The following is a 17085-nucleotide window of genomic DNA, read 5'->3' on the forward strand; positions in this document are numbered from 1 at the left end:
GGGCCGGGCCCCCGCCCGCCCGGGTCCCCCGCCTCGTACTGGACGTACTTGGCTCTGCGCCCGGTGCGGCGAGAGGGCGTGCATGGCGTCGCGCGGCAGACGGGAATTGTCAGACAGGCCCTAGCGGGGCCTGAGTCCGTCGACGACGACGTCCAGCATTCGGTTCAGCTGAGGACGCTGATCGGGTGCGCCGGCCACCGAGAGCAGACCAGCGAGGATGCCGCCTACCTCGACCGGGTCGATGTCGCTGCGCAGTTCTCCTGCTGCGGCCCCGGCCTCAAGCACCATCGCCAGGACCTGCTGGACCTCGTCGCAGACCGGTCCGGTGCCGAAGCGGCCGGAAGCGCTCATGGCGACCAGGGCCTCGCAGATGCCGCGTCGTTCACCGGCCCAGTCGGCGAATCGGAGCATCCACGCGTGGAGGGCCTGTGCGGGCGGCTTGGCAGCCAGCAGGGTGCGCGCGTCTTCGCGCAGGGGCCGGATCTGGTCCCGGTAGACCTCTTCGACCAGATCCTCCCGGGTGGGGAAGTGCCGGTACAGGGTGGCGTTCCCCACTCCCGCGCGTTTGGCGATCGCGTCCAGCGAGATCGTGCGCCCGGACGCGAAGGCTTCGGCAGCCGTGGCGATCAGCTGCTCGCGGTTGCGCCGCGCGTCGGCGCGCAGGGTGCTGCGTGGAGGAGTCATGACCTTCGCGATCGTGAGTGTCGGGTGAGGCTCGGGAACGATTCGGGGATGTCCCCGGTTCAGTGTACGGTGTGACAAACGGGGAGTTCCCCGATTACCAACGGCTCACCATCCTTCAGGCGACGAAAGGTCTGCCATGCCTACAGCTCTCATCACTGGGGGGACGACCGGGATCGGCAGAGCGACGGCCGAGCTGCTGCACGCCCGCGGCTACCGGGTCGCGGTCACCGGACAGAATCCCGAGTCCCTCGCGCGGGCGCGGTCCGAGCTCCCCGGCGACGTACTCGTCGTCCGATCAGACGGGCGCGTGCTCGCCGACACCGATGCCCTGATGTCAGCGGTTTCGGCGCGGTTCGGATCGTTGGACCTGCTCTTCCTCAACGCCGGGATCTTCCGTCCGGCACCGGTCGCCGAGGTGACGGAAGAATCATTCGACGAGCACGCCGACCTCAACTTCAAGGGCCAGTACTTCACTCTCCAAAAGGCCCTTCCCCTCATGAGCGACGGCGGCTCGATCGTGCTGACCGTCGGCATCGGATCCCGTCGCGGCACCCCTGGCGCCACGGTGGGGGCGGCGACACGCGGCGCGCTGCTGGCCATGCTGCCCTCGCTGGCGCTCGAACTGGCCCCGCGCAGAATTCGGGTCAACGCCGTGAGCCCCGGGGCCACCGACACCCCGCTGCTCAACAAGCTGGGGGTGCCCGAGAGCGGCCGGGCCGCCATGCGCTCGAAGATCCCCTTCGAGCGCTTCGGGTCCAGCCAGGAGGTCGCTGAAGCAGTCGCCTTCCTCGCCTCGGACGCCGCCGGCTACATCACCGGCCAGGACATCACCGTGGCCGGCGGCTACGGGCTCGGCGCCTGAGACCCAGGCGAGCCGACCACCCATCCACATCTCTCGAACGCCATGAACCGCACACCTCACAGGAGAACACGATGGCACTGTCTCTGGACACTTATCGGCTGCTGGGCCGTTCCGGACTCCGGGTCTCACCGCTGGCGCTGGGCACGGCGACCTTCGGCACGGAGTGGGGCTGGGGCGCCGAGCGCGACGAGGCGCGCAAGCTCTTCGACCGCTACACCGAACTCGGCGGCAACTTCTTCGACACCGCCAGCACCTACACCAACGGCAGTTCCGAGCGACTGCTCGGCGAATTCGCCCGCACCGACCGCGACAAGATGGTGCTGGCGACGAAGTACTCGACGCTGCGCCGGCCCGGCGACCCGAATGCCGGGGGTACCCACCGCAAGAGCATGCTGGCGTCGGTGGAAGCCAGTCTGCGGCAACTGGACACCGACTACATCGATCTGCTCTACGTGAACGTCTGGGACTTCAGGACACCGGTGGAGGAAATCCTGCGGGGCCTGGACGACCTGGTGAGGCAGGGCAAGGTGCTGTACGTGGCGATCTCCAGCGCCCCGGCCTGGCAGGTGTCGCGCATGCAGGCGATCGCCGACCTGCGCGGCTGGTCGCCGCTGGTCGCGCTGGAGACCGAGTACAGCCTGATCGAGCGCACCGCGGAGCGTGACCTGGTTCCGATGGCACGCGAGATGGGACTCGGCGTGGTCCCCTTCTCCCCGTTGGGCGGCGGGGTGCTCACCGGCAAGTACAGCCGAGAGGACCGGACGCCGGCGGGCTCCGTTGTCGGCGAAACCGCCAACAACCGCAAGAGCCTCAACGTCGCCCTGGGATGGGTCACCGACCGCAACCTCGCCATCGCCGAGGCGGTGAAGGAAGTGGCATCGGAGCTGGGCCGCACACCCGCCCAGGTCGCACTGGCCTGGGCGCTGAACGCCCCGGGCGTAACGGCACCCATCATCGGCGCCCGCACCATCGCACAGCTGGAGGACAACCTGGGCGCCCTGCAGGTCGAGCTCACTCCTTCCCACGTGACCCGTCTCGACGAGGTCAGCGCCATTGACCTCGGCAATCCGCACTCGCTGCTCGCCAGCGATCACATCCGCGCGGTCACCGCAGGCGACATGAAGATCGAAACCCCTCGTTCATTCGCTTCATGAGCGGTGACATCCGGATATCTCGGCATGCTTTTGATGATGGAACGGAGCAACCCCCGGTATGGGTGAGTACAACGACAAGAGTGTGGTGATCACGGGTGGCAGCAGCGGCATGGGGTTCGCGCTGGCGAAGCTGCTGGTGCACGGCGGAGCCCGCGTGGTGATCACCGGCCGTTCTCAGGCCAAGCTCGACGCGGCACGTGAGCGGCTCGGCGACAATGCCGTGGCCGTGCGGGCGGATGTGGCCTCACTGTCCGACCTGGATGTGCTCGCCGGCCGGGTGAAGAGCGAGCTCGGCTCGATCGATGCCTTGTTCGTCAACGCCGGCGTCTCACCCCTCACGCCTCTCGGGTCGACGACCGAGGACGTGTACGACGAGGTGTTCGCCATCAACGTCAAGGGCGCCTTCTTCACGGTGCAGAAGCTCGCCCCGCTGCTGAGCTCGAACGCCGGCATCGTCCTCACCACCTCGATCGCGAACGTCATGGGCATGGCGGACACCAGCGTCTACGCGGCCGGCAAGGCGGCGCTGCGCTCGATGGCCCGCACCTTCTCCCGCGAGCTGCTTCCACGGGGGATCCGTGTCAATGCGATCAGCCCGGGCCCCATCGACTCGGGGATTCTGGACACGATGAACTTGTCCGAAGAGGCCGTTGCCCAGTTCAGGGCGGAGCGGACAGCGAGCAACCCCATGAAGCGCTACGGCACCGTCGAGGAGTTCGCCAAGGCGGCCGCGTTCCTCGCCTTCGATGCCACGTACAGCACCGGCATCGAGCTGACCGTGGACGGTGGCGAAACCCAGCTCTGAACTCGCCTGCCGCCATCCCGCCGCGGGTGTGAGACCGGCCATAACGGCGGCCAAGGGGGACGCTGCAACACGTGATCGTGTCGATCAAGCCGCGTCCCCCAGATGGCGCACGTCGTACGCGCTCCGGTGACCACGGTCCGGGAGCGGGAATACGTCGAGGCCGCGTGGGCCTTCGGCGCCTCCGGACTGCTCGCCCTGGATGCATTCCTTGCTGCCGGCCGAGCACCTGGTCGACGCCGGCTACGCCTCCCTGGCCCCGCCTGGAACAAACCGCACGTGAACATCAGGTCACCTGTTCACTGTCCCGATGACCGCGCGTCGTACTCCTGCTGCGCCGTCAGGACCTGGCCGCTGTGCTCGACCGTCCAGTCGTACAGACGGGTGAAGGGTTCACGGAAGGACTCGCCGAGGGGTGTGAGGGAGTACTCCACGCCGAGGGGGGAGGTAGCGAGCACCCGACGCTGGATCAGGCCGTTGCGTTCGAGTTTGCGCAGTGTCTGCGTCAGTACCCGCTGTGTGACGCCCTCCAACTGTCGCTTGATCTCATTGAACCGCGTCGGTTGCTCCAGGACCGCCAGGACCATCATGGACCACTTGTCGGCGATCTGATCGAGGATGGGCCGGCTCGGGCACTCGGCGCTGAAACGGGGCATGCCGCGGGGCGCCCGGGGGGCGGGGCTGGTATCCATCATGATCCTTAGTTGTCGAAAAGTGCGTTATTGACCGTCCTCGGCGCAGAGCCCAGGGTAGGTATGCATCGCAAACCTACTGGCTCACCGCAAACCTTGGAACACTCATGAACCTGCACGAGTACACGACACTCCACGTCGCGATCGACGCCGGAGTCGCACGGATCACCCTGGACAACCCCCCGGTCAACGTGCTCAGCGGCACCCTGATCCGGGAACTGCACGACGTCCTCGGGACGCTGCGGGACGATCGCTCGGTGCGTGTCATCGTGTTCTCCAGCGCCAACCCCGAGCTCTTCATCGCACACGTCGACATCCACATTCTCGGCGAGATGAACGAACTGCACGCGATCGCGGACCGTAACCCGGACGCCAACCTCTTCCAGGGGGTCGGCGAACTGCTGCGCCACCAGCCGCAGGTGACGATCGTCAAACTGGCGGGCAAGGCGCGCGCCGGCGGCGCCGAATTCGTCACGGCGGCCGACATGACGTTCGCCGCGCGAGAGAGCGCGGGCATCGGGCAGAGCGAGGTGCTGATGGGCATCGTGCCGGGCGGTGGAGGCACGCAGTACCTGGGCGAGCGGGTCGGGCGCAACCGTGCGCTGGAACTCCTGCTCACCGGTGACCTGGTGGATGCGGACACCGCGGCCGCCTACGGCTGGATCAACCGTGCGGTGCCCGCGGCCGAGCTGGACGCGTTCGTCGACGGGGTGGCGGAGAAGATCGCCTCACTTTCCCCGGAGCTCATCGCCGCCGCCAAGCAACTGGTTCCTCCGGCGGACCTGACCGAGGGCCTGCGAGCGGAGAACGACTCATGGGCCGAGCTGGTGAACGGGACTCTGCCTCCACGACTCATGACAGGGGCCCTTGAGCAGGGTGCGCAGACCCCTGCGGGCGAGCGCGATCTGGAATCCCTCCTGCGAAGCGTCGCCGCCGGCCTGTAGAGCGGAAGTCACGGACCGCAAAGCCCGCGGACAGAATCCGTCCGCGCCCATGAACGGCATCCGTCCGCGTCCATGCCGCAGACACGCCGCGAGCGCCCCGGGCCCGGCCGGTGCGCCGACAAACCACATCGACGTGGTGAAGGACCCCACCGTGGTGACGTGAGCGTTCCCCCGGCCAGTGCCGTGGATCGCGCCACACTCAAGAGGAGACATGAACCAATGAGAGCCGCCTTCTACGACACGCCCGGTCCCGCCAGGAGCGTGCTGCGGGTACTGGACGTCGAGCGCCCCGAGCCCCGCCCCGGCCAGGTCCGCGTCCGCGTCGCTCTCTCGGCGATCAACCCGGGCGACCTGTTCATACGGCTCAACTCCACCGCCCAGGACTTCCAGCGCGTAGGCGAGCACACCGGCTGCATCCCGCACCAGGACGGCACCGGCACGATCGACGCGGTCGGCGCGGGCGTCGATTCGAGCCGGATCGGTGAACGCGTGTGGATCTGGATGGCCGGCGCCGGCCATCCGTGGGGAACCGCGGCAGAATGGACCGTCGTACCGTCCGAGCAGGCCGTCGCACTACCGGACAAGGTCTCCGACGAGCTCGGCGCCTGCCTCGGCATTCCGGCGATGACCGCGCACTGGTGCCTGCACGCCGACGGCTCACCCCACGGCCGCACCGTACTCGTCGCAGCCGGTGCGGGCGCCGTCGGGCACTACGCGATCGAACTCGGCAGGATCGCGGGCGCACGAATCGCGACCACGGTCAGCGGCCCGGAAAAAGCCGCGCTGGCCAGGGCCGCGGGCGCGGACCTCGTCGTGAACTACCGCGACCCCGACGCCGCCCAGCAGATCCTCGACGGAGCCGGGCCCGTCGACCGGGTCATTGAGGTGTCGCTGGCCGACAACCTCGAACTGGACCTGGCCGTCACCGGCCCGGGCGCGACCATCGTGACCTACGCGGCGCCGCCCGACGACCCGACCCTGCCGGTCTTCCGGCTCATGTGGTCCAACCTGGTGCTGCGGTTCGCACTGTTTCTCACCGAACCGCGCGAAGCGCTGGTGCGCGCCGCCACAGAGATCACCGCCGCCCTGCACGAGGACGCTCTCACGCCGTTGCCGGTGCACTCCTTCAGCCTCGACGACGTGGCGCTCGCACACGAGGCTGTCGAGAACGGCCTCGTCGGAAAGGCTGTACTCGACCTGCGTTGATCGCTTGAAGGACCTGTCCGAAGGCAACGCAAGGCCATGGCGGAATTCCAGGCCACGGCCTGTCCCGGCGGGCAGCACAACACGGCGACGGGATCAACACGCTGCGACGACAGCTCGACGCCACCCCGGCGGCGCACGTGCGCACTCTTCCCCGATAGCTTGGCGTTGGAGACCCCCGTGATGAGGAGGGCGCGTGCGATTCGCGCTGGACGCACTGTTGGCTGACGTGCCCGCGGAGCAGGTCGATGAAGCTCGTGACTTCTACGCGTCGCGGGTGGCAGGCCGTGGCCCCAGCTCACTCAAGGAGCTGAAGGAGGCCCGGACGAAGAGGCATGCTCCTCCTGCCGCCGACCCGCCTGCCATCGAAGAGACGATCGAAACCGCGCAAGCGCGCGTCCCCGTCAGGATCTTCACTCCTGTCGACGGTTCGCCTCGGGGCGTATACCTGGACATACACGGCGGCGGCTTCTACATGGACTCCGCAGCGCGAGGAGACCGACGCAACCGCGAACTCGCGGACGCCCTGGGACTCGCCGTTGTCAGCGTCGACTACCGGCTGGCCCCCGAGCACCCCTGGCCCGCGGCACCTGACGACTGCGAAGCAGTGGCGCTCTGGCTCGTCGCAGAAGCCGACGCCCGCTTCGGAACGTCCCGACTCGCGATCGGCGGGAGCTCCGCGGGAGCCACACTCGCCCTGGCGACCCTGCTCCGGCTGCGAGACAAAGATGCTGTCAGCCGATTCACCGGCGCCGCGCTCCAGTTCGGCACCTACGACCTGAGCGCACGAACCCCCGCCGGTCGCCGTATCTCGGACGAGTACTTCATCCAGGCGTACGTCGGCCACAGGGAGGACCGCACGGTTCCGGACATCTCTCCCCTCTACGGCGTTCTACGCGGCCTTCCCCCAACGCTACTGGTCGTCGGAAGCACAGACGTATTGCTGGAGGACAACCTGGCGCTGGCAGGCCGGTTGTCAGCGGCCGGCAACGACGTCGAACTCCGCGTCTACCCCCACGCACCCCACGGCTTCACGAACCACGCCACCGCCATGGCCGGGACCGCGCTCAGCGGCATCGAATCCTGGCTGCACGACCGGATCACCGCAACACAGAGCTGACCGCGATCCCAGAAGGACCCCGCTCCAAGTCCTGGAGATCCATATGGGCGCTGACAGCCTGCTGTTCACACACGCCCGCGCCCGCGGGAACGACTCAAGCCCGCTGACCAAGAGCTCTTCATCCGACCCGTATCCCACCAGGCTGTGCCCCACCGCCTCGTGCCCCGCGGCGGCTCCCGGTGGGAGGCGTCCGGATCACGCGACCGTCCGCCCCGATGGTGCGCGTGGGCTCCGGTCGTCCACCGTTTCGCTCTGCGGGCGCTCGACTCGGGCGAGCACCTTGTGGGTGATCTGATGCAGCGTCCTCAGTTCCTCCGGCGTCACGGCGTCGACGAACAGACTCAGCACGCGGTCGACGTGTCCGGGAGCCGCTTCCGCCAGGTAGGCGTAACCGGTCTCGGTCAAGATCGCTTGCGTGTACCGCCCATTGCGCGGGTCGGGTTCACGGCGGACGAAGTCGCGCTTCTCCAGGCGGCCGATCATGTGGGACAACCGGGACAGCTCCGTATGGGCCAGGGCCGCCAGCTCGCTCATCCGCATACGCCGCTCGGGCTGGTCGGAGAGGTGGGCCAGCACGTAGTACTCGATGAAGCTGAGCTTCGAATCCTGCTGGAGCTGCGACTCCAGAGCGGCGGGCAGCGCGTGGAGGAGTTTCATCAACCCCCGCCACGCCGCGAGCTGTTCACCACTCAGCCAGCGCGGTCCGGACCCGCTCGGCCCTCCTGAGACAGACATGAGCGCAGTCTACTGGCCCCTCTCCACACACTTGAGGATTCAAGTGAAGCGGGTTACGGTCTGACTTGAACATTCAAGTCAAGGTGGATCCGGGAGGCTCCCCCATGAGCAAGCTGAAACTCGGTGACGTCCACCGAGGCCCGGCGCCGCTGAACCTCTACGCACTGGAAGAGCACTTCATCACCGCCGATGTGATCGCCGCGTGGCGCCGGCGCGATCCGCACCTGGCCGAACCGATGATGAAGTGGGCCCTCGACAGCGACATCACGCCGGCGCTGCTGGACACGGGGTCCGCGCGCGTCGCCGCGATGGACGACGCCGGGATCGACACGGCGGTGCTGTCCCTCACGACGCCGGGTCTGCAGAACCTCGACGCGGCGGAAGCGGTCGCCCTCCAGGTGTCCACCAACGACGCGATCGCCGCCGCCGTACGCCGCTACCCCCAGCGTTTGCAGGGGTTCGCGGCGCTCGCCACCTCCACGCCGTCGGCCGCGGCCGACGAACTGCGGCGCGCCGTCACCGAACTCGGTTTCAACGGGACCCTGGTGAACGCGAACTCCGGCGGCCGTGCCCTGGACGACCCGTACTTCTGGGACATCTACGAGGCCGCGGAGGACCTGCGCGCACCGGTCTACCTGCATCCGAGCGTCCCGTTCCCGGCCGTCACCGCGGCCTACTACCGTGGTTTCGGCGAACCGGTGGACAGCATGCTCGCGACCGGGGCGTTCGGCTGGCACTACGACGCCGGACTGACCGTGCTCCGGATGATCGTCGCCGGTGTCTTCGACCGGTTCCCCGCGCTGCAGGTGATCTTGGGGCACTGGGGCGAGGTCGTGTTGTTCTACCTCGACCGCATCGCGGCCATGGACCCCCTCACGACCCTCCGGCGCCCCATCGCGGAGTACTTCCGCTCGAACATCTTCATCACCCCGGGCGGTATCTCCAGCCACACCTACTTGCGGTGGAGTCTGGAGACGGTGGGCGCCGAGAGGATCATGTACGCCTCCGACCACCCGTTCAACCAGGAACGCGCCGGTTCCGCGCGGCGCTTCCTGGAGCTGGCCGCGATCGACGAGGCCACCCGCGAACGCATCGCCTTCCGGAACTGGGAGGGACTCGTCGCCGGTATCCGGCGCTGAGCCAACCGTGTCACCACGGGCGGCGCGGCCCGGTCCCTGCCGATGAGGGCGACTCGTGGTGTTCAACCCAGGGCAGCGGGACTCTCCTGTCCCGGCGCGCTCATACAGGTACGACGGACCACCGACACCCCTGAGATCGATGATGCCCATTGGTCAGGCATCACCACCCCGCTGATGCCTGGAAATTCCGAGGAGTGACGCACATGAGGGAAGCCGAGGCCCGAGTGCGGGTCGTGTTCGCAGATCTGCGCCGTGCCGTCGACGACGTCATCCTGAAACACCAGGTCACGCTCGACGAGTTGCTCGCAGGCGTCGACTGGCTGCAACAGGTCGCGGACGCGGGCGAATTGACGTCTGCGAGTGTGTTGTTCTACAAGACCGTCCTCAAAGGGACCGCTGGTGCGGCCTACGCACACGCGGAGAAGGACGGCGCGAGTCACTGGGAGATGGAGGGCCCCGCCCACCGGCCCGGCGCCCCCGTCCTGCACACCCCGGCCGTCCTGCCGATGCGGCCCGATGAGCCCGGGGAACCTCTCATCGTCGGCGGGAGGGTGCGCACCACCCTGGGCGCCCCCTTGCCGGGTGCGGCCGTGGAGGTCTGGCAGATCGACGCGAACGACGTCTACTCGGGCATGGACAGCAGCGACTTCGCACCGCTGGACATCCCCAACGACTCCACCGGTGTCCCCGCGAACAACCTCCGCGGTAGGGTCATCGCCGACGCCGACGGCCGGTACGAGTTCCGAACGGTGATGCCCGGTACCGAAACATTCGGACTGGCCACGGACAGCCCGCTCGCCGCGCTGACCCGGACACTGCGGCTCGAAGGCCGGCGCCCACGGCACATCCACGCGATCGTCTCAGCCGACGCGTGCCTGCCCTTGACCACCCAGATCTACTTCGACGGTGACCCGCTGGTCGAGAGCACCATCGAAGGCGCGGTACCCGCGCAGGCGGTCAAGGAGACGATCCGTCACGAAGACCACCGGACCCGCGGCCTCGACCAGCCGTACCGCACCCTCACCCACGACTTCGTCCTGCGACCTGTCCCGGAGGGAAGCACGGTGTCCCGACGGTGAACATCAAGGACGGCCGTCCTCCATGACCTCTTCAGCGAGACGCTCCCGCATCCATCAGGTACGCATGATGATGGCGCGTGCCACGGACCGCTCCTACGGTCGGATCATGCAGACCTTCACCCTGGGGAACTTCGAGATCACCCGCGTCACCGAGTGGCACGGTGGTTTCGCACCGGCCGGAGTGCTCTTCCCCTCCCTGCCCGCACGGACGTGGCACGAGCACCGAGCCTGGCTGGACCCGCATTTCTGGGACGCCACGACCGGCGACTACCAGGCCCACATGCAGACCTGGGTGATACGGGGGCAGGGTCGCACGATCCTGGTGGACACCGGACTGGGCAACGACAAGCCTCGCGTGCACGGCCTGTCGGCCGATCGCGACGGCGACTTCCTGCACCGGCTCGCCGCGATCGGCGTACGGCCCGACGAGGTGGACACGGTCGTCAACACCCACCTGCACACCGACCACGTCGGGTGGAACACCCGGTTGCAGGACGGGGAGTGGGTGCCGACTTTCCCCCATGCCCGCTACCTGATGCACAAGGCGGACTTCGACTACTGGAACCCCGCCAACGGCATCGCCCACGCGTCCGACTTCGCCGACCCCGCCGACAGCAGGGCGGGCTTCTTCGACAGCGTGCTTCCCATTGAGCGGGCTGGTCAGGCCCTGGTGTGGGAAGGCACCGAGCACTCCGTCGACGCCGGCCTCTCCCTGCACCTGGCTCCCGGGCACACCCCAGGCTCCACCGTACTCAAGCTGCACTCCGGCACGGACCGTGCCTTCTTCGTCGGAGACCTCGTCCACACGCCGCTGCAGCTCCTCACGCCCGACCACGACACCTGCCTGAGCGAGGACCAGCCGCAGGCGGCCAGGACTCGCCGGCGCATGCTGGAAGAAGCCGCGGACACCAACGCCCTCATCATCCCGGCCCATCTGGGCGGTGCCGGAGCCGCAGAAGTCGTACGGGAAGGAAGGGACTTCGCCATCAAACAGTGGGCGCCCCTGACCGCGCCGGAGGCGTAGGGCCAACCCCGCGCGTCCGCCCGATCGCCCACGCCCGCTCTGTCATCACCCCCCCCCGCAGCGAACGAGACCATGAGCACCTGCCCAGAACCCGCCGCCCTTCAGCCGCGCACCTCGACGGATGTGGACGTGCTCAGTGACGTCATCGCCTCTCTGCGTTCAGGCCGCCCCTTCGCCAACCAGGAGGACCGCGCCGGCACATGGCATACGCCCTTCGCACCCTTCGCCGGAGCAGGGTTCCACATCGTTTTGAAGGGATCGTGCGAACTGCTGATGCCCGACGGCCGGTCCCTCACCCTGGACATCGGCGACGTGATCCTCACCCCGCACGGCACCCAGCACGTCCTGCGGGAGCAAGGCAGCACCGACACGAACTCCGAAGGCCTCACCTCCTTGCTGTGCGGGGCCTACCGACTCGACCGGACGCGGTCCCACCCCCTCCTGTCCGCCCTGCCGGACGTCATCCACCTGCGCTCGCAGATCGGACGCCACCCCGCGCTGCGCTCCGCCGTCTCCCTCCTGGGCGACGAACTGGCGAACCCACGACAGGGCTCCAGCGCCGCCCTGTCCACGCTGCTCGACCTGCTGCTGGTCTACATACTTCGGGCCTGGCTCCAGGACGAGGCCGATCACGGTGCGCCCGGCTGGTCCGCGGCCCTGGCCGACCCGGCGGTCGGCGCCGCTCTCAGTGCCATGCACGAGTCCCCGGCCCGTGCATGGACCGTCGAGGAACTGGGCAAGCGGGCCAACCTGTCCCGTGCGGCCTTCGCGCGCCGGTTCACCGCTCTGGTGGGAGAGCCCCCGCTGACCTATCTGACCTGGTGGCGGCTGAGTGTCGCCGCCCGCCTGCTCAAGGAAAGCGGCGCGTCCCTTGAGTCCGTCGCGCAGGACATCGGGTACAGCTCGCGGTACGCCTTCGCCCACGCCTTCAAACGCGAGCACGGCATCTCCCCCGGCCGCTACCGGCTCACACACGTCGGCGACCAGCATCCGACCCGATGGCATCCCGAGTCCGGAGTGACCGAACGCTCGCATGCTGACGGAACCTCGAAAGACAGCTTCAGCAATGTGTGACCTGACCGAACGGCGAACGGCGAACGGTCAAGGGCGTACGCGCCTGTCGACGGCCAGTCGCGCCCTGCGCGGCCAGTTCAGGGCGCAGGCCTCGACGGCCGGGTGCGGTCACCGGTGCCTAGCCAGGAACGGCAGGACGATGTCAGCCATCTCCTCGGGCACTTCCTCCGCCAGGTCGTGGCCGGCGTCGAAGACGTGTCCGGTGACGTCGTGGGCCACGAGGCGCATCTGGGATTCGTTGCGGTCGCCGATGAACGCGGATCCACCGAGCGCCAGGACCGGGACGTCCAGCTTCTTCTGTGCGGCCTGCCGGTTCTGTTCGGCGTCGACGAGCATGGCCCGGTAGATGGAGAGCATCGCTCGTATGCCGCCGGGCATGGAGTAGCAGCGCACGTACTCGTCGATCGCGTCGGGGGTGGCGCTGTCCGGGATACTGCGCTCGGACTTGATCATGTGGGTGATCAGCTCACGCTCGTGTCCGGAGATCAGCATCTCGGGGACGTCGGGATGGAAGTAGAAGCCCAGATGCCACAGGTGCATGCCGCGGGAGACGTTCTCATGGGTGAGGGCCGTGTGGTCCTCGAACCCGAATCCGGGGAGAAGTGCCTCGGCGAACGCGAGCGCGGTGACGTGGTCGCGGCGGCGTGCGGCGAGCTGGTAGCCGATCACCGCTCCCCAGTCCTCGCCCGCCACGGCGTACGTCTCGTGTCCGAGGTGGGTCATCAACTCGGCGATGTCGTCGCTCATCGTCGCGCAGTCGTAGCCGTCCGAGGGGCGGGCGGAGTCACCGAGACCGCGGAGGTCCGGCACCACGACGGTGTGGTGGGGCGTCAGCTTCGGGACGAGGTGGCGCCAGTGATAGCCGGTCTTGGGCACGCCGTGCAGAAGCACCACCGCGGGTCTGGTCCCGGCGGTGCGGTAGTGCAGACTCGTTCCGTTGACGGCGACCCGACCGGTGACGACGGGCATTCCTTCATGGTCGAACATCATGCTTTTCCAGCCTTCTTGGTGTACTTCGCGGTGCGGCTGTCAGTGACCTTGCGGAGTGCCGACGAGGGTCACCAGACGGCTCGGCCCGGTCCGGTCCGGGGACGTCCGGCCTGCGGAACGGTCGGCGAAGTTGTCGGCGAAGTGTCCGGCGGGGCGCAGGGTGACGTTCTCCGGGTAGAGCCTGCCGAGCAGAGCCAGGACGACGAGGTCGTCCTGACCGGTGGCGTCCAGAGTGACGTCGCCTGCTTGAGTCCACACCAGTCCCGGTGCGCGGAGCGCGGACCACACATCTGCGGTACGGGGCGCGGCCTCGGAGTGTGTGTCGCCCGCGACGGGGTCCGGCCGACGGGCGAAGCGGTGGCCGCGCAGGGCCTGGCCGAGGTCGACCTGGACGGTGATGCCGTCGTGGGTGACCTCGACACAGGCGGTGCGGGTCCCTTCGGCGACCGGCCCGATGACGGTACGGGCGGAGAGCGGCCCTGGTACGGCGCTTGCGGGTGGCAGGTCCTCGACGAGGGTGCGAGGGGCGGCGTAGTAGTCCTGCACCTCGGCGACATACGTGACGGTGTCTTCGGCGGCCGCGTCGGCGCGCCAGGACAGCAGGTGCCGGGGCGCGGTCAGGGGCGGTCGGCCGAGGACGGCGGGCAGGACAGCGGCGCCGCCCGACTCGAAACCGTAGCCCTCCGGGCCAAGGGCGCCGGTGACGACATGGCGGGCGAAGCCCACGATGCTGGTGTGCCGGATCTGGCGGACCAGGAGTTCGGTGAGGAACGCGTCGCGGGCGGGTTCGGTGTGCCGCAGTCCGGTCGGGGTGATCAGGAGCGGGACGTCCTGCCAGTTGGTGAAGGGCAGCAGGGCGTCGCGCAACAGGACGATCTGGTGGACCCACTCGTTGTAGAGCTGCATGGTGACGGGTCCGCCGCGCCGGCCGAGGAGCAGATCGGCCGCGGCAGGGGTGAGCAGATGGCCGTAGCAGTGGCTGCGGACGACCAGCGGCCCCGCGGGCAGCGGTATCCGGTCGGTGAGTAGCCTCTCCAGGGTCGAGGTGGCCCAGGAGGCGAGCTCCCGGCCGATGGTCTCGGCCTGTGCGCCCAGTTCGCGCGTCGCCAGGGCGCTGTCCGGGCTGACGGTCAGCGGCAGGGAAGTCTCCCGGGTGCCCAGCGCGAGTGTCGCCCGAATCTGCTCCTCCAGCACCTCGCCGTCGGCGCTGGTGAGGGCGTTGTCATCGATGATGCCCTGCAGTAGCGGCTCGGTGGCGGTGAAGAAATCGCGGGCGGTCAGGGTGGTGCCTGTCGCGGGGAAGGTGTTCCAGCGGCCGGCACCGAGCGCGAGCGCGGTTGAGGCGGGCGTGGGAGGCATGGTTACTCCTCGGTCGTCGAAGAAGTGCGGGTGGATGTCGCCGGATCCGATGCCTGAGCGGGCACGGATCTCTTTTCTGGATCGCTCGATACAGTTTGCGGGCACGAAAAAGTCAGCCGAGGGCCGCCAGGGCGACCTCCACGAGGGGTTCGAGGGCGTGTGCGTCCGGCGTGATCTTCGAAGAGACCAAAAGCCCGTTGAGGAAAGTAACAAGGAACGCGGCCAGCGTGTGCGGGTCGTGCCGCGTCGCGATCTCGCCCCGCTCCCCTGCGACCCGCAACACCTCCGCGAGCGCGTCCCGACTGGCATCCTGCATGTCCCGCACGGTACGCCGGGTGGTCGCGTCCTTCGGCAGCCGCTCGCAGGCGGCATTGACTGCCAGGCAGCCCCGGCCGTCGCCCTGCACGGCGATGCGGACCCGCTCGACCAGCATCGTGCGGATGGCGGAGCGGGCGTCCGCCCCCTCCTCCAGGCTGCGCAGAGCAGCCGCCGCGAGAGTGGTGCGGTAGTGCTCCAGTGCGGCCCGGTACAGGCCCTCCTTGTCACCGAACGCCGCATACAGGGACCCCTGGCCTATCCCCAACTCCTGGGTCAGGTCACGTACCGAAGTCGCCTCGTAGCCACGCGTCCAGAACAGTTCCATGGCGCGGCTCACCGCCGCCTCGGTGTCGAACTCCCGGGTCCTTGCCATGACCCCACCGTAACGTATCTGGATCGCACGCTCAAGAATGCGGAGGCGGCAGGCACGGACGCCCACACGAACGGAGCGCGGCCTGACCTACGGCAAGCTGGGCTGTCCTGTCGAAGCCGCTCCCGGATCAACGGCAACCGCATGACCCCGAGCCGCGGCAGAGCACGTCCCCGCGCGGCCCCTCACCGCGCGGGGACGAGGCATGTCAGAGGACGACGCCCCGGCGGGACTCGACCAATTCCCCTATGCGGCGGTCGACCTCGGAGGCAACGTCGTTTTCGTTCTTGATGAGTGCGGCGATGTGCCGGCCGAGCTCCGCGCGTTCCTCGACGGTGAATCCCAGGCGCGTGATCTCGGAGACCCCGAGGCGAAGAAAACAGTCCATATCGATGCAGTGACGTCCGAAATGGTCACGGAGTCTGCGGGCTTCGTCCAGAGGAACGTCTATGAGGATCTGGTGACAGTACGTCAGTTCGGTGAATTTCCTCGCAGCCGTCCCGCGGAGCGGGATTCCCTCGTCCAGCAGCGCGTCGGCGACACTTAGCGCGTTGTCCACGGCCCGCTTCGCGCAGTGCGTCCAGGAGGTCTCCTCAAGGACGATACCCAGGGCCGCGACGCGTGCGAGATGCGGGTTGCAGATGAGGGTCGGACCGCTCAGCGGGCGGAAGTTCGACAGGGTCTCGACCCGCTCGTGGATCACGGCGCGGCGGGACAAAACACCCGCCAAAGGTGCCGGCCATAGCGGAAGTCGTCCCTCTCGCATGGTGACCCCGGCCCCCGGCACTCCTCGCCGGCCCAGCGCTTCAGAGGACCTGCTGGAGCTGGTTGCCGCGGCTACTTCGTCACCTTCATCCCCTCGAACTCGGTGGACTTCGGTGCCAGGCGGACGAACCAGTCGTAGGGCGAGTCCTTGAGGCTGTGGATGACCGCAACGGCGGCGTCCGTCCCGGTAGCCGCGGCGCTACCGGGGAACAGCGGGAGCGAGACGGTCCCGTACGCGCCGCCGGACAGGACGTCGTCCTCAGGCAGCACCATGTCCGCGATCTGCGTGGTCCTCGCCCCTGCACCAGTGACCCGGTGCACGAAGTGCGCGGCCTTGCCCACCAGTTCGGAGGGCTTGGAGACGTCCTCGGGGTGCTCGCCGAACCTGGCCATCCCCGCCAGGGTGGCCCGGGCCTCCGCGCTCTTCACCGTGCCGACCGAACAGCCCATCGCCTCGGCCGTCAGCATCTCGGTGAGGCCCTCCCAGTAGCGCAGGACCACTGCTTCCCGCTGCCGTGTCGGCAGTTTGACCAGCGCCTTCAGCAGCGTGTGGCGGTCGTCCTGGCCCGCCGGCACTCCCTGCAGGCAGCGCACCGCTGGCCACCGCCCGAGGGCGGCGCTTCGCGAAACCCAGCGCCGAAGGCGGGGACAAGGCCGTCCGCCGCGGGCAGGAGTACGTACCGCACGCGGCGGTCCCGGACCGGATGACCCGGATGCCGTCCGACGGGCAGGTGGCAGCAGCGGAGGCAGGTGCCGGCGGAGTTCCGCGGA

18 protein-coding genes are annotated in these 17085 nt (G+C 68.5%); 10 read left to right on the top strand and 8 right to left on the bottom strand.

Annotated elements, in window-relative coordinates; genetic code table 11:
• Nucleotides 1-120: 120 nt before the first annotated feature.
• Nucleotides 121-684, bottom strand: a complete 564-nt coding sequence (locus tag ACFWGJ_RS19070) for a TetR/AcrR family transcriptional regulator (protein WP_387325729.1) — start codon at nt 682-684, stop codon at nt 121-123.
• Nucleotides 685-820: 136 nt separating this feature from the next.
• Here ACFWGJ_RS19070 and ACFWGJ_RS19075 point away from each other — a divergent pair, with 136 nt between their 5' ends.
• The 3 genes from ACFWGJ_RS19075 (at nt 821) to ACFWGJ_RS19085 (ending at nt 3505) form a co-directional block, all read left to right on the top strand.
• Nucleotides 821-1546 carry an SDR family oxidoreductase gene (locus ACFWGJ_RS19075; RefSeq protein ID WP_387325731.1) on the top strand — a complete coding sequence of 242 codons (726 nt, stop codon included), beginning with the start codon at nt 821-823 and terminating at the stop codon, nt 1544-1546.
• Between the two features lie 71 nt (nt 1547-1617).
• Entirely contained in the window at nt 1618-2700 is a 1083-nt protein-coding gene (locus ACFWGJ_RS19080; RefSeq protein WP_387325733.1) for an aldo/keto reductase, read from the top strand.
• Nucleotides 2701-2758: 58 nt separating this feature from the next.
• Nucleotides 2759-3505 (top strand): SDR family oxidoreductase, encoded by a 747-nt coding sequence (locus ACFWGJ_RS19085; protein WP_387325735.1) that lies wholly within the window; start codon nt 2759-2761, stop codon nt 3503-3505.
• A 296-nt stretch (nt 3506-3801) separates the two neighbouring features.
• On the opposite strand, the gene ACFWGJ_RS19090 is transcribed toward ACFWGJ_RS19085, so the two are convergent.
• Nucleotides 3802-4194, bottom strand: coding sequence for a winged helix-turn-helix transcriptional regulator (locus ACFWGJ_RS19090; RefSeq protein ID WP_387325791.1), 393 nt, complete (start codon nt 4192-4194; stop codon nt 3802-3804).
• 107 nt (nt 4195-4301) lie between these two features.
• Between ACFWGJ_RS19090 and ACFWGJ_RS19095 the strand changes: the two genes are divergently transcribed.
• The 3 genes from ACFWGJ_RS19095 (at nt 4302) to ACFWGJ_RS19105 (ending at nt 7461) form a co-directional block, all read left to right on the top strand.
• Nucleotides 4302-5138, top strand: coding sequence for an enoyl-CoA hydratase/isomerase family protein (locus ACFWGJ_RS19095; protein ID WP_387325737.1), 837 nt, complete (start codon nt 4302-4304; stop codon nt 5136-5138).
• Between the two features lie 219 nt (nt 5139-5357).
• Nucleotides 5358-6344, top strand: a complete 987-nt coding sequence (locus tag ACFWGJ_RS19100; RefSeq protein WP_387325739.1) for an NADPH:quinone reductase — start codon at nt 5358-5360, stop codon at nt 6342-6344.
• Between the two features lie 193 nt (nt 6345-6537).
• On the top strand, nt 6538-7461 hold the full coding sequence (locus ACFWGJ_RS19105; RefSeq protein WP_387325741.1) for an alpha/beta hydrolase: 924 nt from the start codon (nt 6538-6540) through the stop codon (nt 7459-7461).
• 195 nt (nt 7462-7656) lie between these two features.
• Here ACFWGJ_RS19105 and ACFWGJ_RS19110 read toward each other — a convergent pair whose 3' ends face one another.
• A complete protein-coding gene (locus tag ACFWGJ_RS19110) occupies nt 7657-8196 on the bottom strand; it encodes a MarR family winged helix-turn-helix transcriptional regulator (protein WP_387325743.1) in 540 nt (179 codons plus the stop codon).
• A 104-nt stretch (nt 8197-8300) separates the two neighbouring features.
• On the opposite strand from ACFWGJ_RS19110, the gene ACFWGJ_RS19115 reads away from it, so the two are divergent.
• From ACFWGJ_RS19115 to ACFWGJ_RS19130, 4 genes are all read left to right on the top strand, one after another.
• Nucleotides 8301-9335: an amidohydrolase family protein gene (locus tag ACFWGJ_RS19115; RefSeq protein ID WP_387325746.1), complete on the top strand. Its 1035-nt coding sequence runs from the start codon at nt 8301-8303 to the stop codon at nt 9333-9335.
• A gap of 203 nt (nt 9336-9538) precedes the next feature.
• Complete coding sequence (locus tag ACFWGJ_RS19120) at nt 9539-10414, top strand: catechol 1,2-dioxygenase (protein ID WP_387325749.1); 876 nt, start codon at nt 9539-9541, stop codon at nt 10412-10414.
• A gap of 106 nt (nt 10415-10520) precedes the next feature.
• The gene (locus ACFWGJ_RS19125) at nt 10521-11438 is read left to right on the top strand and encodes an MBL fold metallo-hydrolase (protein ID WP_387325794.1); all 918 of its coding nucleotides are present in this window, start codon (nt 10521-10523) and stop codon (nt 11436-11438) included.
• Nucleotides 11439-11510: 72 nt separating this feature from the next.
• On the top strand, nt 11511-12512 hold the full coding sequence (locus ACFWGJ_RS19130; RefSeq protein ID WP_387325751.1) for an AraC family transcriptional regulator: 1002 nt from the start codon (nt 11511-11513) through the stop codon (nt 12510-12512).
• Between the two features lie 108 nt (nt 12513-12620).
• Here ACFWGJ_RS19130 and ACFWGJ_RS19135 read toward each other — a convergent pair whose 3' ends face one another.
• The 5 genes from ACFWGJ_RS19135 to ACFWGJ_RS19155 all read right to left on the bottom strand — a co-directional run bounded on the left by ACFWGJ_RS19135 (nt 12621) and on the right by ACFWGJ_RS19155 (nt 16908).
• Nucleotides 12621-13502 (bottom strand): alpha/beta fold hydrolase, encoded by an 882-nt coding sequence (locus tag ACFWGJ_RS19135; protein WP_387325753.1) that lies wholly within the window; start codon nt 13500-13502, stop codon nt 12621-12623.
• Nucleotides 13503-13541: 39 nt separating this feature from the next.
• Complete coding sequence (locus tag ACFWGJ_RS19140) at nt 13542-14861, bottom strand: hypothetical protein (RefSeq protein WP_387325755.1); 1320 nt, start codon at nt 14859-14861, stop codon at nt 13542-13544.
• 112 nt (nt 14862-14973) lie between these two features.
• On the bottom strand, nt 14974-15552 hold the full coding sequence (locus tag ACFWGJ_RS19145) for a TetR/AcrR family transcriptional regulator (protein WP_387325758.1): 579 nt from the start codon (nt 15550-15552) through the stop codon (nt 14974-14976).
• Between the two features lie 205 nt (nt 15553-15757).
• Nucleotides 15758-16252 carry a hypothetical protein gene (locus ACFWGJ_RS19150; RefSeq protein ID WP_387325760.1) on the bottom strand — a complete coding sequence of 165 codons (495 nt, stop codon included), beginning with the start codon at nt 16250-16252 and terminating at the stop codon, nt 15758-15760.
• 134 nt (nt 16253-16386) lie between these two features.
• Complete coding sequence (locus tag ACFWGJ_RS19155) at nt 16387-16908, bottom strand: sigma factor-like helix-turn-helix DNA-binding protein (RefSeq protein WP_387325762.1); 522 nt, start codon at nt 16906-16908, stop codon at nt 16387-16389.
• Between the last annotated feature and the right edge of the window lie 177 nt (nt 16909-17085).

It is taken from the genome of Streptomyces sp. NPDC060205 (assembly GCF_042728395.1).
GTDB lineage: Bacteria > Actinomycetota > Actinomycetes > Streptomycetales > Streptomycetaceae > Streptomyces.

Excerpts from the sequence above, each read along its gene's own strand:
- ACFWGJ_RS19070 (WP_387325729.1), bottom strand. The coding sequence starts at position 684 with ATGACTCCTCCACGCAGCACCCTGCGCGCCGACGCGCGGCGCAACCGC.
- ACFWGJ_RS19075 (WP_387325731.1), top strand. The coding sequence starts at position 821 with ATGCCTACAGCTCTCATCACTGGGGGGACGACCGGGATCGGCAGAGCG.
- ACFWGJ_RS19080 (WP_387325733.1), top strand. The coding sequence starts at position 1,618 with ATGGCACTGTCTCTGGACACTTATCGGCTGCTGGGCCGTTCCGGACTC.
- ACFWGJ_RS19085 (WP_387325735.1), top strand. The coding sequence starts at position 2,759 with ATGGGTGAGTACAACGACAAGAGTGTGGTGATCACGGGTGGCAGCAGC.
- ACFWGJ_RS19090 (WP_387325791.1), bottom strand. The coding sequence starts at position 4,194 with ATGGATACCAGCCCCGCCCCCCGGGCGCCCCGCGGCATGCCCCGTTTC.
- ACFWGJ_RS19095 (WP_387325737.1), top strand. The coding sequence starts at position 4,302 with ATGAACCTGCACGAGTACACGACACTCCACGTCGCGATCGACGCCGGA.
- ACFWGJ_RS19100 (WP_387325739.1), top strand. The coding sequence starts at position 5,358 with ATGAGAGCCGCCTTCTACGACACGCCCGGTCCCGCCAGGAGCGTGCTG.
- ACFWGJ_RS19110 (WP_387325743.1), bottom strand. The coding sequence starts at position 8,196 with ATGTCTGTCTCAGGAGGGCCGAGCGGGTCCGGACCGCGCTGGCTGAGT.
- ACFWGJ_RS19115 (WP_387325746.1), top strand. The coding sequence starts at position 8,301 with ATGAGCAAGCTGAAACTCGGTGACGTCCACCGAGGCCCGGCGCCGCTG.
- ACFWGJ_RS19120 (WP_387325749.1), top strand. The coding sequence starts at position 9,539 with ATGAGGGAAGCCGAGGCCCGAGTGCGGGTCGTGTTCGCAGATCTGCGC.
- ACFWGJ_RS19125 (WP_387325794.1), top strand. The coding sequence starts at position 10,521 with ATGCAGACCTTCACCCTGGGGAACTTCGAGATCACCCGCGTCACCGAG.
- ACFWGJ_RS19130 (WP_387325751.1), top strand. The coding sequence starts at position 11,511 with ATGAGCACCTGCCCAGAACCCGCCGCCCTTCAGCCGCGCACCTCGACG.
- ACFWGJ_RS19135 (WP_387325753.1), bottom strand. The coding sequence starts at position 13,502 with ATGATGTTCGACCATGAAGGAATGCCCGTCGTCACCGGTCGGGTCGCC.
- ACFWGJ_RS19140 (WP_387325755.1), bottom strand. The coding sequence starts at position 14,861 with ATGCCTCCCACGCCCGCCTCAACCGCGCTCGCGCTCGGTGCCGGCCGC.
- ACFWGJ_RS19145 (WP_387325758.1), bottom strand. The coding sequence starts at position 15,552 with ATGGCAAGGACCCGGGAGTTCGACACCGAGGCGGCGGTGAGCCGCGCC.